The sequence below is a fragment of the Shewanella sp. K8 genome, assembly GCF_028823715.1.
In the GTDB taxonomy this organism is placed as follows: Bacteria; Pseudomonadota; Gammaproteobacteria; order Enterobacterales; family Shewanellaceae; genus Shewanella; species Shewanella algae.
The window spans coordinates 13,521-37,367 of the sequence record NZ_JAPEHY010000036.1 but is presented as its reverse complement, the minus strand read 5'-3'; the positions used below and the strand labels follow the sequence as shown (position 1 = coordinate 37,367).

Here is a 23,847-nt window from a genome sequence, read left to right as displayed (position 1 = left end):
TTAATTCAAGCTATGCACACCGTCTTCAACGAAGCCTTGGATCAGGCCTCCAGCTTAAGCCTGGTTTCAAAGACAATCCGGGCACGCCCTTTGATTTGAACTTTGTGGACAGTCTCTTTATCGGCAAAGACCCGCACCTGCATATATCCCTTGCGACCCATCTGTTCGCCCTGAGCGATGGAAAACTCCGAGCCCTGCATGCTGGCAGGCAAGCTGCCGTAGTGAGTCAAATAAGCGCCCAAAGGCCCATTGGCATTACCCGTCACAGGATCCTCTGTTATCCCTATGGCAGGTGCAAACATACGCCCTGCAGCCAGCACGCCCTCCTCTTCAGACTCCAGTGTAAACAGGTAAAAACCATTGCAACCAATTTCCCGACTCAACGCCACCAGCTTGGACTCATCCAAGGCAACCTGCTCGAGCAGCGCTTTACTCTTGAGTGGTACCATCACTTTGGAGTGGCCGGTAGAAACTATCTGTACCGGCAAATCCGTCACCAAGGCCCCTTCAGACAAGCCGGTACCCAGCAACAATGACTCAACCTGGGCAGCACTCAAGATGGCGCCAAACTCTACCTTTCCCTGAGTCATCAGCACTGAAATATCGCCCTCTTCCGGTGCTATGGTAACCGGTAGCTTTCCTGCTCCCGTCTTTTGAATCACGGTTCCATCTGTGACACCGCGATTTTTGGCATAAACATAGTGGGCCGACACCGTGGCATGGCCACAGATAGGGACCTCTTGAGTGGGAGTAAAAAACCTGACTTCGATATCGTAATCGGCCCCTGGAGTATTAAAAATAAAGGCCGTTTCCGAATTATTTAGCTCTCTGGCGATATTTTGCATCTGCCGCTCATTCAAGCCATCGGCATTGAGCACTACACCGGCGGGATTACCGGCAAACAGCTCAGTGGTAAAGGCATCCACTTGAAAGAGTTGTAACTCCATAATTGACTCCGGAACAAAAGCGTCAAACGAGTATCGACACTTTCCCAACCCTTGGCAATATAGGCGTAGCTTGTCACCCGATAGCTCAAGAGCCTTATCGGGATGGCGCTGACCATTTCAACCTTTGGCCAAAAGGTGTAAAATCCTCCTCTTATGTCAAATGGCTACCAGTGTTCTGTGCAGGGGTGAGATGCAGGCGATGAGCAAGGCAACTTTTTATCTGCTGCCGAATGCAGCACAGCAACCAAGCGCCGAGCAGTTGCAACTGCTTGCCTGTCAGTTGGCCGGGCAACATTATGCCAAGGGTGAATGGCTCTATATTCACTGTGAGGATCAGGCTCAGGCCCATGGGATTGACGAGCTGCTGTGGCAGTTTGAGCCCAGTGCTTTTGTGCCCCACAACCTCAAAGGGGAAGGCCCTGCCGCCGGTGCACCGGTTGAAATCGGCTTTGACAGACTAGGGCCCAATCAACGCCGCCCGATACTGATCAATCTAGCCAATGAAGCCCCGGCGTTTGCGGTAAACTTTGGCAGGATCATAGATTTTGTTGCCGGTGATGAGCAACACAAGGCCCTGGCCAGGGACAGATACCGCCAGTATCGTAATCTGGGAGTCACGCTCAGCACCCAGGATTTGGCAACACAACCACTTAATTTTGTTTGAGAAACGACAGTTCCCATGGAAAAAACATACAATCCGCAGTCTATTGAACAAGCGCTCTACCGTGTATGGGAAGAGAAAGGTTACTTCAAGCCCCACGGTGACGAGTCCCAGGGCAACTATTGCATCATGATCCCGCCGCCGAATGTCACCGGCAGCCTGCATATGGGACACGCCTTCCAGGATACCATTATGGACACCCTGATCCGTTACCAGCGGATGAAAGGCAAGAACACCCTCTGGCAAGTGGGTACCGACCATGCCGGTATCGCCACCCAGATGTTGGTGGAGCGCAAAGTCGCCGCCGAAGAAGGCAAGAGCCGCCACGACCTGGGCCGTGAAGCCTTTATGGACAAAGTATGGGAATGGAAGAACCAGTCCGGTGGCACCATTACCCGCCAGATGCGTCGCCTGGGCGCCTCGGTAGACTGGGACCGCGAGCGTTTCACCATGGACGAAGGCCTGTCGGAAGCCGTGCAGGAAGTGTTTGTTCGCCTCTATGAAGATGATCTCATCTATCGCGGTAAGCGCCTGGTTAACTGGGATCCCAAGCTGCACACTGCGATCTCCGATCTGGAAGTGGAAAACAAGGAAAAGCAGGGCCACATGTGGCATTTCCGCTATCCACTCGCCGATGGCGCCCTGACCGCCGACGGTAAAGACTATCTGATTGTCGCCACCACACGTCCGGAAACCATGCTGGGTGACAGCGCCGTTGCCGTGCACCCTGACGATGAGCGTTATCAATCCCTGATAGGCAAAGAGATCATTCTGCCAATCGTTAACCGCCGTATTCCTGTGGTGGCCGATGACTATGTGGATATGGAGTTCGGTACCGGTTGCGTGAAGATCACCCCGGCCCACGACTTCAACGACTATGAAGTCGGCAAGCGTCACAATCTGCCTATGTTCAACATACTCACCCAGGATGCCGCCATCCGCACTGTGGCCGAAGTGGTGAATGTCGACGGTAGCCTCAACACCGAATTGGACGCCTCTTTGCCAAGCCGTTACGCCGGTATGGACAGATTCAAGGCCCGCGATGCAGTTGTCGCCGAATTCGAGACCCTGGGTCTTTTGGAAAAAATCGAGCCCCACGGCCTGAAAGTGCCTTATGGCGACCGCAGCGGCGTGGTGATTGAGCCGCTGCTGACAGACCAATGGTATGTGTCTGTCAAACCACTGGCCAAGACAGCCATAGAAGCGGTGGAAAACGGCGATATCAAGTTTGTGCCTCAGCAATACGAGAACATGTACTTCTCCTGGATGCGTGACATTCAGGACTGGTGTATTTCACGCCAGCTGTGGTGGGGGCATCGCATTCCGGCCTGGTATGACGACAGCGGCAAGGTCTATGTCGGCCGTAACGAAGCCGAAGTCCGTGCCAAGCACAACTTGGCAAGCGATATTGCTCTGCGTCAGGATGATGATGTACTGGATACCTGGTTCTCCTCTGCCCTGTGGACCTTCTCCACCCTGGGCTGGCCACAGCAAACTCCTGAGCTGAAAACCTTCCACCCCACAGACGTGCTGGTGACAGGTTTCGACATCATCTTCTTCTGGGTAGCCCGGATGATCATGATGACCATGCACTTCATCAAGGATGAAGACGGCACACCTCAGGTGCCTTTCAAGACTGTCTATGTGACCGGGCTTATCCGTGATGAGCAAGGCAACAAGATGTCCAAGTCCAAGGGTAATGTGCTGGATCCTCTGGATATGATCGATGGCATAGATCTCGAATCTCTGGTTGGCAAGCGCACCGGTAACATGATGCAACCGCAGCTGGCCGCCAAGATAGAAAAGAGCACCCGCAAGGAGTTTGCCGACGGCATCGAGGCCCACGGTACCGACGCGCTGCGCTTTACCCTGGCCGCCATGGCATCCACCGGCCGTGACATCAACTGGGACATGAAGCGCCTGGACGGTTACCGCAGTTTCTGTAACAAGCTGTGGAATGCTTCCCGCTATGTACTGATGAATACAGAAGATCAGGATTGCGGCCCCAACTCACCCAACGGCAAGGCCGGCGGTGAGATGCAGCTGTCACTGGCAGATCGCTGGATCACAGGTCTGTTCAACCAAACGGTCAAGACCTTCGAAGAGCATATGGGCGCCTATCGTTTCGACCTGGCCGCCAATACCCTGTACGAATTCACCTGGAACCAGTTCTGTGACTGGTATCTTGAGCTGACCAAGCCTGTGCTGCAAAACGGCTCTGAAGCCGAGCAGCGTGGCACCCGTCATACTCTGGTGACTGTACTCGAGCAACTGTTGCGCCTGATGCACCCATTGATGCCATATATCACTGAAACCATCTGGCACCGTGTCAAACCACTTGCCGGTGTGGAAGGGGAAACCCTGATGCTGGCCGCCTTCCCTGAGTATCAGGCCGACAAAGTCGATACCGAGGCCATGGCCGACTTGGAATGGGTCAAGCAAGTGATTGTTGCCGTGCGTAACATCCGCGCCGAGCTCAACATAGCTCCGTCCAAGCCGCTCAACGCCTTACTGCGCAGTGTCAGTGCCCGCGACAAGGCCCGTGTCGAAGCCAACCAAACCTTCTTCACTAGCTTGGCCAAGCTGGAAAGCATGACGATTCTGGCCGATGGCGCCAACGCGCCCATGTCCACCACCCAACTGGTGGGCGAGATGGAGCTGTTGATCCCTATGGCAGGGCTTATCGACGTAGCGGCCGAGATGGCTCGTATCGACAAACAGCTGGAGAAGCTGAGTGGCGAAGTCGCCCGCATTGAAGGCAAGCTGTCCAATGAAGGCTTTGTTGCCAAAGCCCCGGCCGCCGTTATCGACAAAGAGCGCAGCAAGATGGCTGATCTCAAGCGCGATATGGACAAGCTCAAAGAGCAGCAAGCCGAGCTGGCCAAACTGGAAGCCTGACAGCAAATCCGCATAGGCTAACAAGTAGAGGCAATCAAGGGCAGTCAATCGACTGCCCTTTTTTCATTCCGTTTGCGCCCAGGGCAGAGGGTTGGCAAGATTAAGATAATTTCATCTGCCAGCGCTGGCTATCGGGGCAACATATTGTTAAATTGGGGAATATTCCAAGGGGAGTAACTTCTCGCCGGTTTGTCGTCATTACGGTGTTTGCGCACCCGGCAACCGGGCAAAGCCACTGAGCTGTGCTTTGTAAGTGAGACCTTGCCGACAGGCAAGATCCGTGCTCCTTCAGCTGGCCTGCCGTCGGTGGCAGGCTTTGTTGTATTTGGAGATAACGAAATGGGTACCTGGTGGTTGTGGAGCGGATTTCTGGTAATAGTACTGGGGATCCTTTGGATAGATCTTAAGTTTGTCGGCGGTGGTCACAGCCATAAAGTCTCGGTCAAAGAGGCGGGGATCTGGACCCTGGTGTGGATAAGCGTCGCCATGCTGTTCAACTTGGGAGTCTGGTTCTATCTGAAACAGACCGCAGGCCTCGAAGTCGCCAATCAGCAGGGGCTGGAGTTTCTCACCGCCTATCTCATCGAAAAAGCCCTGGCCGTGGACAATGTGTTTGTCTGGCTGATGCTGTTTAGCTATTTCGCTATCCCCGCCGAACTGCAAAGACGGGTGCTGCTCTACGGAGTACTGGGCGCCATAGTCATGCGCGCCGCTATGGTATTTGGCGGCACCTGGCTGATTAATCAGTTCCACTGGGTGTTATATCTATTCGGGGCCTTTTTGCTGTTTACCGGTGCCAAGATGCTGTTTGCCAAGGAAGAGAATGAAACCGATCTCTCCAACAGCAAACTGCTCGACTGGCTCAGAAAACACCTGAGGGTGGTGAAAAAGCTTCAGGGTGAACACTTCGTGGTGCGTCGCCGCGGCATGTTATTTGCCACGCCCCTGCTACTGGCGCTGATTTTGGTAGAGATCAGCGACATCATCTTCGCGGTGGACAGTATTCCGGCCATCTTCGCGGTCACGACAGATCCCTTTATCGTACTGACCTCCAACATCTTTGCCATCATGGGACTCAGGGCCATGTACTTTCTGCTGGCGGGCGCCGCCGAACGTTTTGTGCTGCTCAAATATGGCCTGGCGCTGATCCTGATGTTTATCGGTACCAAGATGCTTCTGCTGGATATCTATCATCTGCCTATCATGCTGGCACTGGCGGTCATCGCCGCTATCCTGCTGATCAGTGTATTGGGCAGCTTGTGGCTGACCCGGGATAAGGGTAAACAACCACAGGCATAATATCTGTCACTTGTCAGTCGCTCGAAGGGCTTATAAGATAACAAAAAATTAACAAATATTATTCTTATGACCCAGAGAGCGACCTTGGTCAACGGCACTTTGCTGCCACTCAACAACCTGTTGGCAGACGGCGTTTATACCGCTCCTTTCAAACTCGGCAGTGAGAGTGTGAGGTTAACCTCATCATAGATAGCGGCAGCTCCACCATGGCTGTGCTGCACAGGCGCTATCAGCCTGAACAGGATATGTCACTCAAGCCAACGGCCTTGGCACAGGAGATTTGCTATGGCCAGGGAGGCTGGCTGGGCTCTGTCATTCACACTCAGGTTCAGGCGGCGCAGCTGAAATTAACAGATACGCCACTGGCCTTGGTACACAAGGAAACCCGGCACACATTCCTGGAGGCTGACGGTATCTGGGGACTGGCCTATCACCCCCTCAATCGCAGCTATGATTTGAGCCATTATCTCGCTCTGCAACATCAGCGGCAGAAATACACCTTTCCCTGGCCCTTTGGTGATCAAGCACAAGTGCTTGATCAAAGGCAGCTGCAGCACTTTAAGGCCTTAATCTCGCAGGCACCAGAGCAGGATATTCCCAGTTGCTTTACCCTGATGGAACAACATGGTCTGTGCGCCAACAGGTTTGCCCTACTCTGTCATAGATCCAGTATTCACCATGCCTGTGCCGAAACAAGGCAAGCAAGCTTAAAAGACGACAGTCTCAATCAAGGAATACTGATACTCGGCGGCGGCGAAGAGCAGACCCATCTCTACGATGGCCAATTTATCGATATCAAGGTCGTCCATGACCGCTACTATAACCTCAATCTCAAAGCCGTCGGCTGGCACGGTGAGGATGCCATTCCTCTTCCTCCCACCGACAGCAAGCTGGAACAGAGAGGGTCGAGTAACGCCATTCTGGACTCGGGCGCTTCCCTCATCTGCCTGCCCGAGAGTCTGTTCAAGCGCTTGCTGCAGAGTCTTTACCGTCTTCACCCTGACGCTGCCTCTGTGCTGGAGCCCTTTATCCATGAGCTTTCCAAGGTGCAGCAAATGCTGGCAGAAGGTATCCCCTGCAACCAACTCAAGCTTGAGCAATGGCCGGAGCTGTTGTTTTACCTCGAAGGAGAAAAGGGGGAGACCTGCATACTCACCTGCCCAGCTGACTGTTATTGGCAAACAAATGCCCCCAAGCATGGTCATGCCGTATTCAAACTCATGGGACAACTGCCCCATTGGCCGGCCCAGAGCATTCTGGGGCTTCCGCTGTTCAATCCCTACTATGTAGTGTTCCGTCGCGATCTGGGAGCGAGCGGCACGGTTCGCTTTGCCCGTAAGAAAAATGTTTCCAAGCCGGCAGTCCCCTAAGGAGAGTCATGAACAGATTGACCAGTCCAAGACTGCTGTTAACGCCTCTGAAAGCAGAGGATAAAGACTTGTTCACAGGCCTTTATCGCGATCCTCAAGTCATGTCTTTTATCGCAACTGAGCTCAGTGAAACAGAGGCCGAAAGGCGATTTGCCCATACCCTGACAGCCAACAACAAGTTGCTGCCCCGAACATATTGTTGGTGTATCAAAACCCGCAGGCAGCTCCCGATAGGCATACTGGGCCTCAGCCGCTACGGGCGAGCAGGCGAAATAGGCATTTTGTTGCGCCCACAGGCTCAGGGACAAGGTTGTGCCAAGGAGCTACTGCACCTGATGCAGCAGCGACTCTCAAGTGAAACGACCCTCGATGAGCTGCTGCTTCGTACTCATAAAAAGAACGAACCGATGAAAAAAGTCGCCTTGGCTATGGGGTTTAAGCCAGTCATGGCCGAGCCTGAGCACTCCCGCTTGATGTCATTTCTGTGGCAGACCAGCAATAGCGCTTTAAAAAATAATAAACATTGATAACATTATCAAAACAACTAAAGAGGCCAAATCAATGCAAGGCTCTATCACCTGTGTCGGCGTCGGTATGATGCTGGGGGCTCACCTGAGTCCAGTCAGCCTTAGTCATATCGAGCAGGCCGATATAGTGTTTTGTGGAGTATCCGACCCTCTGGTCGAACTCTGGCTTAAGGAACTCAATGCCAATGTCCGCTCGCTACAGCCTTGCTATGCTCACGGAAAATCCCGCCATCTCAGCTATCGGGAGATGGTCGATACCATGCTAAGTGAAGTTCGTTTGGGTAAAAAAGTGGTCGGTGCCTTCTATGGACATCCCGGCGTGTTTGCCAAAGCGCCTCACCAGGCAGTGACCATTGCCAGGAATGAAGGCTTTGAGGCGCAGATGCTGCCAGGCATATCCGCTGCCGATTGCCTCTATGCCGACCTTGGCATAGATCCCGGTCAAAATGGTTGCCAGTACTTTGAAGCAACCCAATTCATGCTCTACCACAGGCGAGTCGATCCGACAGCCACTCTGATCCTGTGGCAGATAGGCCTGGCAGGCGATCTCGACATGGGGCTGACAATCACAGACGGCAAGAATCGGCAACTCTTGTTGGAAGAACTCTATCGGCTCTACAGTCCAGAGCACTCCTGCTGGCTTTATGAAGCCGCCACCACGGCGCTGGCCTCTCCCAGAAGAGAAGCCATAAAACTGCGCGAGCTTGTAGAGGCCACTTTGGCGCTCCATACCACTTTGGTGATCCCTCCGGCTGCAAAACCCGAACCTAACTTAGAAATGCGAGCACGCCTTGCGGCATTGGGTAGCAAGGCGCCCTTGTATCATCAACCCGAGGAGAGTGTATGAGTAAAGTGATTAACCTGCTGGCCCGACTGGGCGCCGACCCGAGCCTGCAAGCCCCGGAGGCGCTGGATAAAGCCCTGGCTGAAGCCGGGGTATCCGCCGAAATAGCCACGGCCATCAAAGATAAAGATTTGCTGCAGTTGAAGGCCGAGCTGGATCTTTGCCCGGACGTATTCTGTATATTTTTCCCGGCCGAAGATGAACCGGAAAAAGACGAGCAGGAAGATGACGAAGAGAATCAAGCTTCACAGCTACAAGCTGTGGCCAGCTAGACGGCACCTGAGGCTCAGCGGCAGGCGGCTCATTTGCGCCCTGCTGTGCCTGATAGCAAGCACTGCGGCCCAAGGCTCGGACGAACTCAGAGAAGCGCTGCAACGCAGCGACGAAATCCGCTCGAGTTCGCCCGGGCAGTTCAGCGCCATGCTCAGAAAGCTGGAGCTGCGCCGTACCGATATGTCTGCTGCCGAGCAGGACTACCTGTCTTACCTGCTCGCCTACGAGCACTCCTTCAACGGCCGCTTGGAAAAAGCCCGCAGTATCTATCAGGAGCTGGTGCAGTCTAGCGCTGTGCTCGAAATCCGCTTTCGGGCGCTGACCTCTTTGGTCAATACCAATGCCATCAAGCGCGAGTGGAGCCAGGGCGCCGAAAACCTGCGACAAACCCTGCAACTCTTGCCACAAATCAAGGACGACGGCTTCTATGTTCATGGTCTGGCGGTAGCTGCGGTTTTCTACAACCTTCTGGGGCAGTATCAACAAGGGCTGCACTTTGCCACCAGACTCAGGGAAAAGGGCCACAATGATGGTCGCAGCCTCTGTTTTGCCGACCAACTCAGCCTGCAGGCACTGTTTGGCTTGAAGCGTATTGAAGCCACTGACAGAGCTTTTGCCCAAGCCTTGAATATCTGCCGGGAAGCCAATGAACCCGTGGGCGCCAGCGCTATACTCAGTTACCAGGCAGAGCTCTATATCAATGAGGGCAAACCACAGCAGGCGCTGGAGCTTTTGTTACATCAGCTTCCCCAAATGGAGTCGACCCGCTATGCCCCTATGATTGCCAGCTATTATTCGCTGCTTGCCGAAGCTTATTGGCGCACAGATGAACCAGAACTCGCCAAAGAGTTTGCCATCCAAGCCGTGGCAGGCGGTGCCGAAGCCGGCAAGGGCGACCCCAGTATCCGAGCCTTTCGGGTGCTGTATCAGTATTACCGACAAAGCGGCGACCTTGATGCGGCATTGGATGCCTATATACAGTATTCCGAAGCCGATAAAGCCTTTCTCGACGAGATCAGAGCCAAGACCCTGGCATTCCAGTTGGCGGAACACCAAAGCGTGGAGCAAAAAAACCGTATCGCACTGCTGGATGAACAGAACAAGCTGCTCAAGGTCAAACAACAGTTGGCCGAGACAGAGTCCCATAACCACAAGCTGCTGATAGCGGCACTTTTCTGTGTCATCACTTTGCTGCTTACATGGGGATACCAATCCTGGAAAACCCAGAAACGGTTACGGGAGCTGGCCGAGTTTGATTGCCTGACCGGGATTTTCAGCCGCGGGCATTTCACTCAGGTCGGGCTCAGCGCGCTGGAATACTGCAAGCTGCAGCAACTGCCGGTGAGTTGCATCATGCTGGATTTGGATAATTTCAAACGTATCAACGACACCAAAGGTCACAAGACCGGAGACTGGGCGCTGAGGGAAGTGGCCCGTATCGCCCGAAACCTATGTAACGGCAAGGAAATACTGGGGCGTATTGGTGGCGAGGAGTTTTGCTTGTTGATGCCTGAGACCCGTATCGACAAGGCGATAGCCTTTGCCGAAATTCTGCGGGAATTATTGGAGCAGGCCGATACCTCGGATTCGGGTCACAGCTTTACCTTGACCGCCAGCTTTGGGGTCTCTGAAGCTGCAATTTCCGGCTATCAGCTGGAGACGCTCTTGGCAGATACCGACAAGGCCATGTACCAGGCCAAGAAAAATGGTCGCAACCAGGTGTGCAGTGCCGCCGATATCCCCTGAATTCGGGTAGAAAAAACAGGGCAAAACAGCATATTGGTGTTTTTTTTGACATCAATGCCAAAGTATAATGCGGCTTTATAGCGACGATGGAAACCTGCCATGCTGGCTTTTATCAAAGAAGAAATATCACTGCTTATCGCCTTGATTACCTTGTTATTCTTTAAGACAGGTGGCGCTGAGTATCTGGCGGACGGAACTCCGCTCGCCGTTTATATCCCGCTGTCGATATTGCTGCTTGTGGTAGTGATCTGGACCATTTTCGGAGTCGTGCGCCATTCAGATATTCTGGCGATTCGACTGGGCGATCCCTATGGCACCCTGATCCTCACCCTTTCAGTCATTTCTCTGGAAGTGGTGATGATCTCCTCAGTGATGCTGACAGGTGACTCCAACCCAACCCTGGCCCGGGACACCATGTTTGCCGTGGTGATGATCATCTCTACCGGCCTGGTGGGGCTGACACTGCTACTGGGCGGTTGGCGTTATCATACCCAGCAATTCAATCTCGACGGGGTGAAGTCCTATCTGGTCGCCATTATCCCGCTGGCCCTGGTGTGTCTGGTGCTACCCAACTTTACCGAAGGCGGCAGCATAGGCGGCCTATCGGTTTCCATGTCCTGGATGCTTGGCTTGGTGTCGATAATGCTCTACGGCATCTTCCTGGTGATCCAAACCAAGAGCCATAGCCACTTTTTTGTTGATGCCGACCACCTGGATGATGAGCACCATCATCATGCCTCCAGCCACTCCAACCTCTACCACGGAGTGCTGTTGCTCATCTGCCTGGTAACCGTAATGCTGCTGGCCAAGGCCCTGGCCATGCCCATCAACTACAGCATTACCACTCTGGGCGCGCCGGCGAGCCTGGGTGGCTTCCTGGTAGCCTGTATTATTCTCGCGCCGGAAGCCGTAGGGGCCATAAAAGCCGCGCTCAATAATCAGTTGCAAAGAGCGATGAATCTCTATTTTGGTTCTGTGCTGGCCACCATAGCCCTGACCGTACCTGCCGTACTTCTGGTGGGCAGTATTGCCGGTGAAGAGGTCAGGCTGGGGCTCAGTCCCGCAGATATGGTACTGCTGGTGACCACGCTGATGGTTTGTAAGGTGAGTTTCAGCAGTGGCCGCACCCATGCACTGCACGGGGCGACTCACTTGGTGTTGTTTGTGGTCTATCTGTTCTTGATGTTTGAGTAATCATTCACGGATGTTGGCCATGAAAAACACATCCACATATTCGCCATCACGGAAGGCATAGTCCCTCGCTTCGCCCTCAATCACAAAGCCATGGCGTTTGTAGAGCGCTATGGCGGCGTGATTGTCGGTATAAACCGTCAGCTCAAGGCGTCTCACCGCCAACCAGTTATGGGCCAAATCCACAGCGGCTGCCAGCAGCGTAGAACCCACACCGATACCGCGGCACTCTTCACTCACCGCCATCCCCAGATCGGCCACATGCTTACGTCTGGGGTTGGTTTGTACCTGTAAGGAGAGCTGACCGGCCACCTCCCCTTGCCACTCTGCGACCAGTGAATAATAACCATCCGGCAGTTCGCCCAGGCGCTTATACCACTTCTCGAGTGACGGAAAAGGCTGCTGCAAGGTGCCGGCATAACAGCTGGGCTGAGTAAAGAGCGCCCGTATTGCCGGAATATCCGTGTGCTCGCTGTGGCGCACCACAACCTCTTGTTGTGACTGACTCACCTTGGGTTCAAACTCTGTTGCCTGCACTCTGTTGTTCTCCTTAACTAAAAGCCGCCAAGCCTGTCTGGGCCCGTCCCAGGATCAAGGCATGAATATCATGGGTCCCCTCATAGGTATTGACCGCTTCCAGGTTCATCAGATGCCGGATGACATGAAACTCATCACTGATACCATTACCCCCGTGAATGTCCCTGGCCTGGCGAGCGATTTCGAGCGCCTTGCCGCAGGAGTTACGCTTGATTAACGAGATGGCCTCGATAGCCAAACTGTCCTGATCCAGCAAGCGACCGGCCTGCAAGCAGGCAAACAGCGCCGTGGTGATCTCTGTCTGCATGTCCACCAGCTTTTTCTGGATCAGCTGATTGGCCGCCAGTGGCCTGCCGAACTGGACTCGGTCCAGACTGTATTGCCGTGCGGCATGCCAGCAAAACTCGGCCGCGCCCAAGGCGCCCCAGGCGATGCCGTATCTGGCCTTGTTGAGACAACCAAAGGGCCCCTTGAGCCCCTCGACGTTGGGCAGCAGAGCATCGACACCCACTTCAACCCCGTCCAGCACAATTTCGCCGGTTATCGAAGCCCTGAGAGAGAACTTGCCCTCTATCTTGGGCGCCGACAGCCCAGGGGTGCCCTTTTCCACTAAAAAGCCACGAATGACCCCATCAAGCTTGGCCCAAACCAGGAAGAGATCGGCAATCGGTGAATTGGTGATCCACATCTTGTTGCCATGGAGCCGATACCCTCCCGGTATGGCTTCGGCGCGAGTCTTCATGCCGCCGGGATCTGACCCCACATCCGGCTCGGTCAGGCCGAAACAGCCAATCAGCTCCCCCCGTGCCAACTTTGGCAAGTATTTCTGTTTCTGCTCTTCACTGCCGTAGGCAAAAATCGGATGCATCACTAGAGAGGACTGCACACTCATGGCCGAACGATAACCACTGTCGACCCGCTCTATCTCCCGGGCAATCAGGCCATAGCTGACATAGTTGACCCCGGCGCCGCCATATTCAGTCGGCAGAGTCGCCCCGAGTAACCCCAGAGCACCGAGCTCTATCATGATCTCGGGATCAAAGTATTGCTGGCGATTTGCCTGCAGGATCCTGGGTTGCAACTTGCTTTGGGCATATTCATGCACAGTGTCACGGATCATCCTTTCTTCCGGCTGCAACAGACTGTCAAACTGCAAGGGATCTTGCCAATCGAAGGGATTACGGGCCATAGCTTTGTCCTTTTTTTCAGCTGATTTTCATCATGCTACCTCAGTCCCGGATGTCTGCCCAGAGCTGAAACCTCTGCCAAACAAAGATTACGTCTGTATCAAATTGCAACCTTTATGAAAGAAATCTCTGAATTTGCGCCGGACAAATGCTAATCTTCTGCACAATCTTGGTCATAGTTATTACTGATATTTCCGGTATTCATGTCTGTACGGCTCTGTTTATTCATTATCAGCCTCTTTTCTCTCAGCGCCTGGGCCCATCCCTATTGCGAGGAGAGAGAGTGCATACCTGTTGGTGAGTGGGATCTTGGACTGGCTTTGGGTTACGGCCAAAAGAGCAACCCCTTGCGCCATCAGGACGATATTCCCCTCTATGTGATCCCCAGTATTGCCTACTATGGTGAGAACTGGTTTTTTGACAACGGTAATCTGGGACTGACCCTGGCGGAGTCGGAAAACTACACCATCAACCTGGTGACGGCTTACAGCAGAGAGCGGGCTTTTTTCTACCGCTGGGATCCCAGCAATGTGTTTACCTTCAGTGGCGGATCTCAAGTCTCCATTACCCCGGAGAGCCGCGCCGCGCCGGTAATGTTAATGCAAAGCAGTGAACCACCAAAAGTTTTTAACGAATTGGAGGACAGGCACTTTACATTTCTTGGCGGAGCCGAGGCTTTTATTTACACTCGATACGGTATACTGAATCTTTCGCTTACACATGATATGTTCAATGTTCACCGGGGCACTGAAGCCAAAGCCAGATGGTTATATCATCTGACATTGGAACGCTGGAAACTGGAGTTTGCCCTGAACATAGAATGGAAGAGTAAAGAAATAGTCGACTATTACTTTGGCGTAAGACCAAGCGAGAATGCCTATTGGAGTCAGGCGTACCAGGGGAGTTCAGGCTTTAACCGCGGACTGGAGTTTACCGGTCGCTATAGCCTCAACGAGGACTGGGATCTTGTATTAGGACTGCGTTATACCCAACTTGCCGATGAAATAGCCAAGAGCCCTCTGCTGGATGAAGATGATGTCAGAGCTTTTTTCATTGGTGCTGCCTATAGGTTTTAAAACAAGGTGCGCTTAGCAAAAGGCTGGTGTTGGCTGTTCCCGCTGCTGATGTTGTCAATGATATTTGCAGCCAAGGTACAGGCCGAACCAGATAATAATAATCAAGAAGCCAAGCTGGCTATCACACCACAGCTCTGTATTCTCAAGAGTGAAGAGGACACCTGTTCGCTTGACGTCAGTTTAAGCTGGAGTAATACAAACGGTGCGGTTTGTATCCTTTCTGATTACGAAGGGTTACAACGTTGGTGCAGTGAAACTGAAGATGTGCACAGCCTCACATTCCGACTCACAACCAGTGAGGACATTCACTTTGTCATGGTAGATAAAGACACATGGCAAACCTTAGCCGGCGTTTACTTTAGAACTACGCCCGTGTCTGACACCAGCGTCAGGCGAAGATATCGTAACCCTTGGAGTTTATTCTGATGACCTCAGCGCAATCGACTCACCGAGTTTTATTGGTGGAAGACGACATTCGTCTTGCCAACCTTATTGTGGATTATCTCAAGTCCCATGGCATGCATGTAGAAGTTGAGCGCCGCGGTGACACAGTACTGACCAGACTGCTTAACTACAAACCGGACATTATCCTGTTGGACATCATGCTGCCGGGGATGGATGGACTGACATTATGTGAAAAGCTGCCGGATTACTTTGCCGGCCCTATCCTGCTGATGAGCGCACTTGGCTCCAATGAAGATCAAATCAAGGGCCTGGAACTGGGCGCCGATGACTATGTGGTTAAACCGGTTGACCCGGCACTCTTGGTCGCGCGGATCAACAATCTGCTGAGACGTCATACCAAGCCACCTATGGCAGAATCCCATTGCCTGAGCTTTGGCAAGCTGAGCATAGATCCTCACACTCAGGCGATTCGTTTGGGCGAGAAAGAGGTGGATCTCACCAGTCACGAATTTGAACTCCTGTGGCTGCTGGCATCCCAGGCCGGCCAGGTGCTGAGCCGCCAGTATATCTACCAATGCTTGCTGAATATCGATTTCGACGGCAAGGATCGCAAGATAGACGTACGCATTTCCCGCCTACGCAAGAAGCTGGGCGATAACATAGAAACACCGTTCAGGATCAAGACGGTCTGGGGCCAGGGATATCTATTTGCTCCCGAGGCCTGGAACAGCTGATCCTCTTTTAGGTTACCGCGTGAAACGCCTCTTCATCAGTTTGTACCTGCTGATCAGCCTGAGTTTTCTCGGGCTGGGATGGACACTCGACGCCCTCTGGCAGCAACATGATGACGAGGCGGAACTGTTGGCCGATGCGCCTTTGATGGCGATGGCGGCCATGCTGAAACCCATGCCCCCCGAGCAGCGGCAACAGTCGATTGCCGCCGCCAATGTCAATGCCACTTACCCGCTGCGTCTGTTCAGTGCCGACAAGATCACCCTGGCCGACGATGGCGAGTTGGCTCCCGGTGAAGTCTTCACCACCCTGACCAACTCTGGCAAGCAGATGCAGTTTATCCGTCTGGATCAACAGGTGCTGATGACAGGCCCAATAGATACAGACCCCAGAGCCAGTCTGCGCGGCCTGTTCACTTTGTTCTTCTATCTATCTCTGGCCGGGGTTGCCCTGGTTTGGGTCTGGCCGCTGTCACGGGATCTCAAAGTGCTGAAACAAGCCACCCAGGCACTTGGTCAGGCCAAATGGGATACCCGTATCAAGCTGTCACCCCGCTCTCAGGTAAAACCCCTGGCGCACACCTTCAATGAGATGGCGCGACATATCGGTGCTCTTATCGACAACCAGCGCCACCTGGCCAATGCTGTCTCCCACGAGATCCGCACGCCGCTGGCCAGGCTCAAGTTTGCCCTGGCGCTGATCCCCAACTATTGCCGTGAAGGCGCCGATGAAGCGGCCAGAGCCGACTTTATTGCCGGCATGACAGAAGATGTCAAAGAGATGGAATCCTTGCTGCAGGAGATGCTCACCTACGCCAGCCTTGAGTCGGCCCAAACAGGGCTGAGACAGGAGAGCTGCGATCTCACCGCCCTCTGCCGCCAAGTGATAGACAGACTGCAGAGCCTGAGCCCGATTCCGATAACCCTGGATAGCTCAGTCGCCAAACTGCCCTTCACCTGTGAACCGGCCTTGATTGAAAGAGCGCTGCAAAACCTGCTCACCAACGCCCAGCGCTTTGCCGAAAGCCAAATTCTGGTGACTCTGAATGAGGAAAAAGACAGGGTAACTATCGAGGTTAAAGACGATGGTGAAGGGATCCCAGAAGAGGAACAGCACAAGATTTTCGAGCCCTTTGTCCGCAGCGATACCTCACGCAACAGCAATAAAGGCTTTGGGTTGGGGCTGGCAATTATCAAGCGCATAGTCGAGCGCCATCACGGCGAAATCCTGCTGTTCAGCCGCCCCGGGGAAACCCGTTTTTGCATCGGCCTGCCCAAGCGGGAATTCAATCGAGACTGAAATCGCTGAAGTCCAGAGGCTCGTCTTCGTCGCCTTGGGCATCAAAGTCCAGGCTGTGATTCAACTGCAGCTCTTCCTCCTTGAGCTGTTCCCTGCGCGCCTTTATCTGCGCCAGTTGCCAGCGCCTTTTGCGCGCCTTGCACAGGCGAATGACATCCAACTTACGGGCATCAGAAAAGTTGAGCCAATCGAACCTCTCTTCGCGGTTCCGAAAACAACCTTTGCAATAGCCCTTGGCATCTGTCTGGCAGACACCGATACAAGGGCTGGGGATATCAAAAAAGACCAGTTGTTCCATAGGGGCGTAAATGCAGGCTCTCTCTGACGGCTGAACCTTAGGTATATCATCTCATTCTTAAAAAGGCGATTTTTTATCCACTTCTTGCAACGACGGCTGCTTTGGCACAAAGTCACAGGGTAAGGTATATCCCTTCACGGAGGACAAGCGATGAAATTCAGGACACTCTTGCTGCTGTTACCCCTGCTGCTGACGGCCTGCGCCCAGCAGCCGAAACAAGACTACGACCCAGGATACAGCTTCGCCAAGCTACAAAAGTTCACCCCCCTGCCGATTTCCAGCAGTGATGATCCCCTGAGCGCCGAGCGGATCAATCAGGCGATTGTCGACACGCTGAAAAGCAAACAATTTATCGAAGTCACCGAGTCGGCGGACTTCAAGGTTTCCTTTGCCTTTCGCACAACAGATAAGCCGAAAGACAAGGGCCTCTCCATCGGCCTTGGCAGCGGCACCTGGGGATCTGGCGGTGGCATAGGCGTGGGCACCAGTGTGGGTGTGCCTCTGGGAGCCGATGCCAAACTCCAGACCATACAAATCGATATCATAGAGACCACCAGCAACCGCCTCATCTGGCGCGGCAGCGATCAGTTCAGCTTCAGCGATGGCGGCGAAGGTAAGGCTCAGGCAACCCGGGAAACCGTGATGCGGATCCTGAGCCAGTTTCCGCCTCAACCGTGAGCCATCACAGTACGGCCGTTAGCCCATTGACGCAGGGCATTGAGCTTTTCCGCCATCACCACAGATAAGGGGCGGGTCCGACTCAGGGCATCGAGCAGCCAGGCCTGATTGGCCTCCTGCCCCGCAGCCCTCGCAGCATAACGGGCGGAAATAACCGCCTGCTCTATCTCGGCGCCGGAGAAACCTTCACTGGCGCTTGCCAGACTCGCCAATTCCAGCGCGGCCGGATCGATATTGCGCTTGCGGCAGTGGATGCGGAAGATCTCCTCCCGGGTGGAGCTATCCGGCAGGTCGACAAAAAAGATCTCATCCAGGCGTCCCTTACGCAGCAGCTCGGGGGGCAACGCGCTGATATCGTTGGCGGTCGCCACCATAAAGACCTCTGACTTGCGCTCTGCCATCCAGGTCAGCAGGGTGCCGAGGATCCGCTTCGAGGTGCCTTCATCACTGTTACTGCTGCCCAGCCCCTTTTCAATTTCATCTATCCAGAGCACGCAGGGCGCCATCAATTCCGCCATCTCCAGCGCTTTCTTGAGGTTGCGCTCCGTCTCGCCTATGTACTTATTGTAGAGTCCGGCCATATCCAGGCGCAGCAAAGGCCGCTGCCAGATACCGGCCACCGCCTTGGCCGCCAGGCTCTTGCCGCTACCCTGTACCCCGAGCAGCATCACGCCCTTGGGCGTATCGAACGATTGCGCATCGCTGCCAAGGCGCCTGTGGTTCAGCCACTCCTTGAGTCTGGAAAGCCCGGCAACATCGGCAAAGTCACAAGTGTCGTACTCAAATTGCAGCACACCTTCCATATCCAAAAGCTCAAACTTGGCCTTGTTGACCACGGGAATATCCGAGTGACACAAGGCACCATCATCCCAGATGGCCTTACGGGCAAGACGGCGGGCATCGGCATGGCTCAGACCACGAAGATTACCGGCAAGCAGTGGGATCACGGCTTCATCGAGACGATTCAATACCCCTTTGGCTCGGGCCAGGCGCGCTTCCTCTATAATGAGGTTTTCCAACTGGGCCTGCCCTGGCATGGAGAGGGAGAAATGAGCGCAGTATCGGCTCAGTTCAGGGGGCACATCAAAGGCGTGGCTGACCATCACCAGGGTGTGCTGCAAGGTTTCGTGCTCAAGGGCAATCTCCTTGAGCATTCTCACGTTACGCGGCGCATCGACCACATAGGGGTGAAAGTCACAGAGCACATAGATCCCCTGCTGCTGGCTGGCCTTGATGTGCGCCAGAATATCGGTCGGTTCGGCATTGAATTTCTGCACCCCGACTTCCCTGTCCAGCCGCTTGAGCCCCTGGGTAACACTCCAGCCATACAGGGGCCGCATCAGCACACCGGCCACTCTTTTGAGCAGCTCCAGTACTCTGGGCTCCTCATACGTTTCAATTATCACCAAGGGCGTACCGCCCCTGAGCACCCCGGTTAAGTCTTTGACATCCTGCATTCTGGCTTCCCGCACGATAATAGCGGACTTAAGAATAACAAAGTTTCAACATCCGCCACAGCAGCGCAAGCAGTGATCCAGCGCACAATTTATCAAGCCTTCCGCCCAAGCCGATTGCCAAAGGGTAAACTAGCAAAAAAATCCGCTGCCACAGGCAGCTACAATAACCAAAGGTACCCACACTATGTTAGGCACTCCCCTTAGCCAAGGCGCCGTGCGCGCCATGCTGCTCGGCTGCGGCGAACTGGGCAAAGAAGTTGCGATTGAACTGCAGCGCCTGGGCGTCGAAGTCATCGGCGTCGACCGCTACCCCAATGCCCCTGCCATGCAGGTCAGCCATCGTTTTCATGTGGTGAACATGCTCGATCCCGAGGCGCTGCGCGCCGTCATCGAGCTGGAAAAACCCCATCTGGTCATTCCGGAAATCGAAGCCATAGCCACAGCAACGCTGGCAAAGATGGAGGCCGAAGGCCTGAAGGTAGTACCCACTGCCAGAGCCACCCAGTTGACCATGGACAGAGAAGGCATTCGCCGTCTGGCAGCAGAGACGCTGGGGATCCCCACCTCGCCCTACGTCTTTTGTGACACTGAGGCAGAATTCAATCAGGCGGTGGCCCAAATAGGTTTGCCCTGCGTGGTCAAGCCTGTGATGAGCTCATCGGGCAAGGGCCAGAGCGTGATCCGCGAGCAAGCCCAGATAGCTGCGGCCTGGGAGTATGCCCAGCAAGGTGGCCGCGCCGGTCAAGGCCGGGTGATAGTCGAAGGTTTTGTGCCTTTCGACTACGAAATCACCCTGCTCACCATAAGTGCAGTCAACGGCATTCATTTCTGTGCGCCTATAGGCCACAGACAGGAAGACGGTGACTACCGCGAATCCTGGCAGCCACAGGCCATGAGCCAAGCGGCCCTGGAAAAGGCACAACAGATAGGCGCCAAAGTGGTTGAGGCGCTCGGCGGCCACGGTTTGTTTGGGGTAGAACTCTTTATCAAGGGTGATGAAGTCTACTTCTCTGAAGTCTCGCCCCGCCCACACGACACCGGCATGGTGACCCTGATAAGCCAGGATCTGTCCGAGTTTGCCCTGCACGTGCGTGCCATTCTCGGATTGCCGATCGCCAATATCCGCCAGCACGGCCCCAGCGCTTCGGCTGTGGTGCTCAAAGAAGGCGACTCAGACAACCTGCGTTACACAGGCCTTGCAGCAGCGCTGAGCGAAGCCGACACCCAGCTGCGACTGTTCGGCAAGCCGGAGATCCATGGTCGCCGCCGTCTGGGTGTTGCCCTGGCAAGGGATCTGGATATTCAAAGCGCCATAGACAAGGCGCTACGCAGCGCCGCCAAAGTAGAAGTGATTTTTTAAAAGAGACCGCCATGAGCCAGCATTTTCAGGGTAAGTATGAAGTGGAACTCAAGTTCCGTCTGAATGAGTCTTGCAGCAAACAACAACTGCTTGAGCGCATCAATGCCATGGAGCATGAGTGCATGTTTGCCGATAATCAGGAGGACGACTGCTACTTCGATACCCCGGATGGTCAACTGGCCGCGGCGGACAAGTCACTGTGCATCCGGGAGATGCAGCCATCCAACAATCTGCTGTGGATCCTCAAGGGCCCGGGAGCAGATTGCTGTGAAGCGGTCAATATCTCGGATGCTGCCAGGGCCCGCAGCATGCTCAGCGCCATGGGCTATGTGCCGGTGCAGCGGCTGCAAAAACGCCGCAGCATCTACTTTATCGGCAAGTGGCATATGACGCTGGACAGCCTGGCGGGGCTCGGCGATTTTGCCGAGCTGGCGATCATGACCGACGATAGCGATAAGCTGGAGCAGCTTCGCAGCGAGCTTTGGCAACTGGCGGCCCGGTTCGGGCTGACCCAAGCCATGTTGGAGTCCCGCTCCTATCGGCAACTGTGCAACAGTTAAACTCGGTTAATAGCGTCTAAACCTGGTTAACAGAGTCTCCGCCAATAAAGGCGCGCAGATTGTCCACGGCAATATCCAACAGCTTCTGCCTGGCCTCTAGCGTCGCCCAGGCATTGTGCGGACTTATGCTGACTCCTTTGGCATTGAGCAAGGGGTTATCCGGCTTGGGAGGCTCACTGGAGAGCACGTCCACTCCGGCCCGCAACTTGCCCTGATTGAGTGCTGTGGCAAGCGCAGTTTCATCCACCAGCCCGCCACGGGCGGTATTGATCAAAATCACCCCGGGCTTTAACAGCTGCAGCGAGTCTTGATTGATCATCTTCTCGGTCGCCGCTGTCAGCGGGCAGTGCAGCGAGATCACATCGGCTTCACGATACAGCTGCTCCAGTGGCGCCCAGCTGATGCCTTCGGCCAGGTCATGGCGCTCAGTTCGGGTATGCAGCAGCACCCGCATCCCCAGCGCCCTGGCAATATTCGCCACTCGCGAGCCTATATCACCATAACCGACTATTCCCATCACCTTGCCCGAGAGTGACATCAGCGGTGACAGAGTAAAACAGAAGTCGGCGCACTGGCTCCAGGCCCCCGCCACCACCGCCTGGTGGTGCTGCGCCACTTGTTGGGTGTGATACAAGAGATGGGCAAAGACCATCTGCGCCACCGCATCCGGACCATAGCCTGGCACATTGGTGACTGTGATGCCAAGGTCGCCGGCGGCCTGTAAATCAACCACATTGGTACCCGTGGCAAGAATGCCTACGTACTTGAGCCCGGGCAGCGCCGCCAGTTGCTGCGCCCCGAGCACAGTCTTGTTGGTGAGCAAAACATCGGCGCCTTCGGCGCGCTGCAGCACAAGCTCCGCCGGGGTTCTGTCATAGACGCTAAACTCCCCAAGCGCCTTGAGTGGCGACCAATCGAGATCGCCAGGATTGAGACAAAAGCCATCCAGAACCACTATTTTTAAGCTCATACTCACCTCTTTGTTACCCCACTCAGAAACGGTATCTTAACCCCAGATTGGCCTGCCCCTGCCACAGGGTATCGCCCCTGATATGCCATAAGCACTGATTGGCATCGCAAAACAGGCTGCTGTCGCTGTTTATCAGGGTCGCATAGCCGCGCACATCGGCAAACAGGGATAGCTGCTCCAGCAGTTGATAATCCAGCCCCAGCCCAAGCCCCATGGAAAAACGGGTTTCGTTGCTGCCAAGCTCGGGACGCAATTGCGTCAAACCGGCACTGGCGGTGACATAGGGCCGCAGCTTGTCTTTGGGAAAATAGAGCGTGCCCCCCAGATGCAGATAATCGACGCTGAGGTCCATCAGCTTGTCAGAGCCCGGGAAACCGCTGCCACTGAGCTCTGTACCCTGATGGGAGTAAAGCAGATACATGTCACCCGGCTCTGACGTCGTCAGCCCCAACATAAAGCCAAAATGACCGGCCTCGGTAATATCCGCACTATTGTTGTTATTAACCGTGCTTTCGCTGGACCTATAGTCCAGATCATTGCCGCCAAAGCTGTAGCCGCCGAACGGCGCAACAAACACTTCGGCCTGAGCCTGACCGCTCAGGGCCAATAACAAGGGAATTGAATAAGCAAGTTTCATGGCGCTCTCCTTGGGTGAACCCTCTTTAACAGCATGAGCCAACACCCAAGGGCGAGGCTCAGCGCATTCCTCTACTGCTCTTGACCCTGTCGTAAGCCGCCTGAATATCCTGAGCCTTACGCTTGGCCAACTCCATCATCTCTTCCGGTAAGCCCTTGGCTACCAACTTATCCGGATGGTGTTCATTCATCAATTTGCGATAAGCGCGTTTGATGTCCTGATCGCTGGCGGATTCTGACAGCCCCAAGACTTCATAGGCATCGGCAACCGATGGTCTGTGATCGCCGGGAGCTTGTTGAAAACGCAGCTCCGCCTGCCAACGTTTAAGCAGTTCATCGAGCTGAAAGCTGCTGAATCCCAGCTCTCTGGCAATCACCTGCAGTATTGCATATTCCTTGTCCTGCAGTTCACCGTCAGATAGGGCAGTCTGGATTTGAATTTCCAGAAACATCTGCTGTACTTCCCGGCGACCAAAGGTGATGCGCCGAAAGCGGCGCAGGCTGGCTTCCAGTTCAAAGTCCGGCTCCTTGCCCTCTCGAAACGCCTGCTGGGCGTCTTTTCGTGCCGTGCCGCTGAGGCGCAGCATATCCATCAGACTGGTAGCCATGCGGATATCATTTTCGGTCACCCGCCCCGAGGCCTTGGCGATATGCCCCATAACGGCAAAAGTGGTGTTGAAAAACTGTGCCTGCCGACTGCCCCCCGGAAGCCCCTGAGAGGCCGCCATCCGCTTGTCATATAGATGCCCAAGCCAGATCCCCAGCAAGGCGCCGAAGAAACGCCCGAACATAAAGCCAATGACACCGCCGAAAAATTTACCCCAAATACGCATCTGTTATCCCATAGTGCGCCCGTGCTTGGCCGGGCCAATACTCAATCTTGAACTGTCTTGTCT

Annotated in this window: 24 protein-coding genes; 16 read left to right on the top strand and 8 right to left on the bottom strand. The window is 54.5% G+C overall.

What is annotated here, in order from left to right:
• Window positions 1-41: 41 nt before the first annotated feature.
• Window positions 42-947, bottom strand: a complete 906-nt coding sequence (locus ON072_RS17310) for a PhzF family isomerase (protein WP_190533029.1) — start codon at window positions 945-947, stop codon at window positions 42-44.
• A 199-nt stretch (window positions 948-1,146) separates the two neighbouring features.
• On the opposite strand from ON072_RS17310, the gene ON072_RS17305 reads away from it, so the two are divergent.
• The 9 genes from ON072_RS17305 to ON072_RS17265 all read left to right on the top strand — a co-directional run bounded on the left by ON072_RS17305 (window position 1,147) and on the right by ON072_RS17265 (window position 11,759).
• Window positions 1,147-1,611 (top strand): DNA polymerase III subunit chi, encoded by a 465-nt coding sequence (locus tag ON072_RS17305; protein WP_025889275.1) that lies wholly within the window; start codon window positions 1,147-1,149, stop codon window positions 1,609-1,611.
• 15 nt (window positions 1,612-1,626) lie between these two features.
• Complete coding sequence (locus tag ON072_RS17300) at window positions 1,627-4,506, top strand: valine--tRNA ligase (RefSeq protein ID WP_208170000.1); 2,880 nt, start codon at window positions 1,627-1,629, stop codon at window positions 4,504-4,506.
• 339 nt (window positions 4,507-4,845) lie between these two features.
• Window positions 4,846-5,805 (top strand): TerC family protein, encoded by a 960-nt coding sequence (locus tag ON072_RS17295; RefSeq protein WP_208164149.1) that lies wholly within the window; start codon window positions 4,846-4,848, stop codon window positions 5,803-5,805.
• Window positions 5,806-6,011: 206 nt separating this feature from the next.
• Window positions 6,012-7,175 (top strand): pepsin-like aspartyl protease, encoded by a 1,164-nt coding sequence (locus tag ON072_RS17290; protein ID WP_261752802.1) that lies wholly within the window; start codon window positions 6,012-6,014, stop codon window positions 7,173-7,175.
• Between the two features lie 8 nt (window positions 7,176-7,183).
• Window positions 7,184-7,702, top strand: a complete 519-nt coding sequence (locus ON072_RS17285; RefSeq protein ID WP_208161356.1) for a GNAT family N-acetyltransferase — start codon at window positions 7,184-7,186, stop codon at window positions 7,700-7,702.
• Between the two features lie 34 nt (window positions 7,703-7,736).
• Complete coding sequence (locus tag ON072_RS17280; protein ID WP_208170002.1) at window positions 7,737-8,549, top strand: SAM-dependent methyltransferase; 813 nt, start codon at window positions 7,737-7,739, stop codon at window positions 8,547-8,549.
• Complete coding sequence (locus tag ON072_RS17275; protein ID WP_025011386.1) at window positions 8,546-8,818, top strand: hypothetical protein; 273 nt, start codon at window positions 8,546-8,548, stop codon at window positions 8,816-8,818. The genes ON072_RS17280 and ON072_RS17275 overlap by 4 nt, the downstream gene beginning before the upstream one ends.
• Window positions 8,772-10,565 (top strand): tetratricopeptide repeat-containing diguanylate cyclase, encoded by a 1,794-nt coding sequence (locus ON072_RS17270; RefSeq protein WP_251101476.1) that lies wholly within the window; start codon window positions 8,772-8,774, stop codon window positions 10,563-10,565. Before ON072_RS17275 ends, ON072_RS17270 begins: the two co-directional genes overlap by 47 nt.
• Window positions 10,566-10,664: 99 nt before the next feature.
• Window positions 10,665-11,759 (top strand): calcium:proton antiporter, encoded by a 1,095-nt coding sequence (locus ON072_RS17265; RefSeq protein WP_261752801.1) that lies wholly within the window; start codon window positions 10,665-10,667, stop codon window positions 11,757-11,759.
• On the opposite strand, the gene ON072_RS17260 is transcribed toward ON072_RS17265, so the two are convergent.
• Both ON072_RS17260 and ON072_RS17255 read right to left on the bottom strand, forming a co-directional pair.
• Window positions 11,760-12,293, bottom strand: coding sequence for a GNAT family N-acetyltransferase (locus ON072_RS17260; RefSeq protein ID WP_223828856.1), 534 nt, complete (start codon window positions 12,291-12,293; stop codon window positions 11,760-11,762).
• A gap of 13 nt (window positions 12,294-12,306) precedes the next feature.
• Window positions 12,307-13,482 carry an acyl-CoA dehydrogenase gene (locus ON072_RS17255; protein ID WP_261752800.1) on the bottom strand — a complete coding sequence of 392 codons (1,176 nt, stop codon included), beginning with the start codon at window positions 13,480-13,482 and terminating at the stop codon, window positions 12,307-12,309.
• Window positions 13,483-13,683: 201 nt separating this feature from the next.
• Between ON072_RS17255 and ON072_RS17250 the strand changes: the two genes are divergently transcribed.
• From ON072_RS17250 to ON072_RS17235, 4 genes are read left to right on the top strand one after another with little or no spacing between them, the layout of a single operon-like run.
• A complete protein-coding gene (locus ON072_RS17250) occupies window positions 13,684-14,556 on the top strand; it encodes a MipA/OmpV family protein (RefSeq protein WP_025011383.1) in 873 nt (290 codons plus the stop codon).
• A 6-nt stretch (window positions 14,557-14,562) separates the two neighbouring features.
• A complete protein-coding gene (locus ON072_RS17245; protein WP_025011382.1) occupies window positions 14,563-14,982 on the top strand; it encodes a DUF3019 domain-containing protein in 420 nt (139 codons plus the stop codon).
• Window positions 14,982-15,695: a response regulator gene (locus ON072_RS17240; protein WP_025889263.1), complete on the top strand. Its 714-nt coding sequence runs from the start codon at window positions 14,982-14,984 to the stop codon at window positions 15,693-15,695. Before ON072_RS17245 ends, ON072_RS17240 begins: the two co-directional genes overlap by 1 nt.
• A 19-nt stretch (window positions 15,696-15,714) precedes the next feature.
• Window positions 15,715-16,992: an ATP-binding protein gene (locus ON072_RS17235; RefSeq protein WP_107110544.1), complete on the top strand. Its 1,278-nt coding sequence runs from the start codon at window positions 15,715-15,717 to the stop codon at window positions 16,990-16,992.
• Here ON072_RS17235 and ON072_RS17230 read toward each other — a convergent pair.
• Window positions 16,979-17,290 carry a DUF1289 domain-containing protein gene (locus ON072_RS17230; protein ID WP_107110545.1) on the bottom strand — a complete coding sequence of 104 codons (312 nt, stop codon included), beginning with the start codon at window positions 17,288-17,290 and terminating at the stop codon, window positions 16,979-16,981. The two genes, ON072_RS17235 and ON072_RS17230, sit on opposite strands and share 14 nt — an antisense overlap.
• 150 nt (window positions 17,291-17,440) lie before the next feature.
• Here ON072_RS17230 and ON072_RS17225 point away from each other — a divergent pair, with 150 nt between their 5' ends.
• On the top strand, window positions 17,441-17,968 hold the full coding sequence (locus ON072_RS17225; RefSeq protein WP_144380080.1) for a DUF4136 domain-containing protein: 528 nt from the start codon (window positions 17,441-17,443) through the stop codon (window positions 17,966-17,968).
• On the opposite strand, the gene ON072_RS17220 is transcribed toward ON072_RS17225, so the two are convergent.
• Window positions 17,959-19,425, bottom strand: coding sequence for an AAA family ATPase (locus ON072_RS17220; protein ID WP_144380081.1), 1,467 nt, complete (start codon window positions 19,423-19,425; stop codon window positions 17,959-17,961). The genes ON072_RS17225 and ON072_RS17220 overlap by 10 nt on opposite strands.
• A gap of 184 nt (window positions 19,426-19,609) precedes the next feature.
• Between ON072_RS17220 and purT the strand changes: the two genes are divergently transcribed.
• Entirely contained in the window at window positions 19,610-20,785 is a 1,176-nt protein-coding gene (gene purT, locus ON072_RS17215; protein WP_144380082.1) for a formate-dependent phosphoribosylglycinamide formyltransferase, read from the top strand.
• Window positions 20,786-20,796: 11 nt separating this feature from the next.
• On the top strand, window positions 20,797-21,345 hold the full coding sequence (gene cyaB / locus ON072_RS17210) for a class IV adenylate cyclase (RefSeq protein ID WP_025011377.1): 549 nt from the start codon (window positions 20,797-20,799) through the stop codon (window positions 21,343-21,345).
• A 16-nt stretch (window positions 21,346-21,361) separates the two neighbouring features.
• On the opposite strand, the gene ON072_RS17205 is transcribed toward cyaB, so the two are convergent.
• The 3 genes from ON072_RS17205 to djlA are packed head-to-tail and all read right to left on the bottom strand — an operon-like array spanning window position 21,362 to window position 23,784.
• Window positions 21,362-22,315: a D-2-hydroxyacid dehydrogenase gene (locus ON072_RS17205; protein ID WP_144380083.1), complete on the bottom strand. Its 954-nt coding sequence runs from the start codon at window positions 22,313-22,315 to the stop codon at window positions 21,362-21,364.
• Window positions 22,316-22,337: 22 nt separating this feature from the next.
• The gene (locus tag ON072_RS17200) at window positions 22,338-22,952 is read right to left on the bottom strand and encodes an outer membrane beta-barrel protein (protein WP_144380084.1); all 615 of its coding nucleotides are present in this window, start codon (window positions 22,950-22,952) and stop codon (window positions 22,338-22,340) included.
• A 58-nt stretch (window positions 22,953-23,010) separates the two neighbouring features.
• A complete protein-coding gene (djlA, locus tag ON072_RS17195) occupies window positions 23,011-23,784 on the bottom strand; it encodes a co-chaperone DjlA (protein WP_028781624.1) in 774 nt (257 codons plus the stop codon).
• Window positions 23,785-23,847: the final 63 nt, after the last annotated feature.

What these genes read in the sequence shown, in the direction of transcription:
- ON072_RS17310 (WP_190533029.1), bottom strand. Translation starts at nt 947, where the DNA reads ATGGAGTTACAACTCTTTCAAGTGGATGCCTTTACCACTGAGCTGTTT.
- ON072_RS17305 (WP_025889275.1), top strand. Translation starts at nt 1,147, where the DNA reads ATGAGCAAGGCAACTTTTTATCTGCTGCCGAATGCAGCACAGCAACCA.
- ON072_RS17300 (WP_208170000.1), top strand. Translation starts at nt 1,627, where the DNA reads ATGGAAAAAACATACAATCCGCAGTCTATTGAACAAGCGCTCTACCGT.
- ON072_RS17295 (WP_208164149.1), top strand. Translation starts at nt 4,846, where the DNA reads ATGGGTACCTGGTGGTTGTGGAGCGGATTTCTGGTAATAGTACTGGGG.
- ON072_RS17290 (WP_261752802.1), top strand. Translation starts at nt 6,012, where the DNA reads ATGGCTGTGCTGCACAGGCGCTATCAGCCTGAACAGGATATGTCACTC.
- ON072_RS17285 (WP_208161356.1), top strand. Translation starts at nt 7,184, where the DNA reads ATGAACAGATTGACCAGTCCAAGACTGCTGTTAACGCCTCTGAAAGCA.
- ON072_RS17280 (WP_208170002.1), top strand. Translation starts at nt 7,737, where the DNA reads ATGCAAGGCTCTATCACCTGTGTCGGCGTCGGTATGATGCTGGGGGCT.
- ON072_RS17275 (WP_025011386.1), top strand. Translation starts at nt 8,546, where the DNA reads ATGAGTAAAGTGATTAACCTGCTGGCCCGACTGGGCGCCGACCCGAGC.
- ON072_RS17270 (WP_251101476.1), top strand. Translation starts at nt 8,772, where the DNA reads ATGACGAAGAGAATCAAGCTTCACAGCTACAAGCTGTGGCCAGCTAGA.
- ON072_RS17265 (WP_261752801.1), top strand. Translation starts at nt 10,665, where the DNA reads ATGCTGGCTTTTATCAAAGAAGAAATATCACTGCTTATCGCCTTGATT.
- ON072_RS17255 (WP_261752800.1), bottom strand. Translation starts at nt 13,482, where the DNA reads ATGGCCCGTAATCCCTTCGATTGGCAAGATCCCTTGCAGTTTGACAGT.
- ON072_RS17250 (WP_025011383.1), top strand. Translation starts at nt 13,684, where the DNA reads ATGTCTGTACGGCTCTGTTTATTCATTATCAGCCTCTTTTCTCTCAGC.
- ON072_RS17240 (WP_025889263.1), top strand. Translation starts at nt 14,982, where the DNA reads ATGACCTCAGCGCAATCGACTCACCGAGTTTTATTGGTGGAAGACGAC.
- ON072_RS17230 (WP_107110545.1), bottom strand. Translation starts at nt 17,290, where the DNA reads ATGGAACAACTGGTCTTTTTTGATATCCCCAGCCCTTGTATCGGTGTC.
- ON072_RS17225 (WP_144380080.1), top strand. Translation starts at nt 17,441, where the DNA reads ATGAAATTCAGGACACTCTTGCTGCTGTTACCCCTGCTGCTGACGGCC.
- ON072_RS17220 (WP_144380081.1), bottom strand. Translation starts at nt 19,425, where the DNA reads ATGCAGGATGTCAAAGACTTAACCGGGGTGCTCAGGGGCGGTACGCCC.
- purT (WP_144380082.1), top strand. Translation starts at nt 19,610, where the DNA reads ATGTTAGGCACTCCCCTTAGCCAAGGCGCCGTGCGCGCCATGCTGCTC.
- cyaB (WP_025011377.1), top strand. Translation starts at nt 20,797, where the DNA reads ATGAGCCAGCATTTTCAGGGTAAGTATGAAGTGGAACTCAAGTTCCGT.
- ON072_RS17205 (WP_144380083.1), bottom strand. Translation starts at nt 22,315, where the DNA reads ATGAGCTTAAAAATAGTGGTTCTGGATGGCTTTTGTCTCAATCCTGGC.
- ON072_RS17200 (WP_144380084.1), bottom strand. Translation starts at nt 22,952, where the DNA reads ATGAAACTTGCTTATTCAATTCCCTTGTTATTGGCCCTGAGCGGTCAG.
- djlA (WP_028781624.1), bottom strand. Translation starts at nt 23,784, where the DNA reads ATGCGTATTTGGGGTAAATTTTTCGGCGGTGTCATTGGCTTTATGTTC.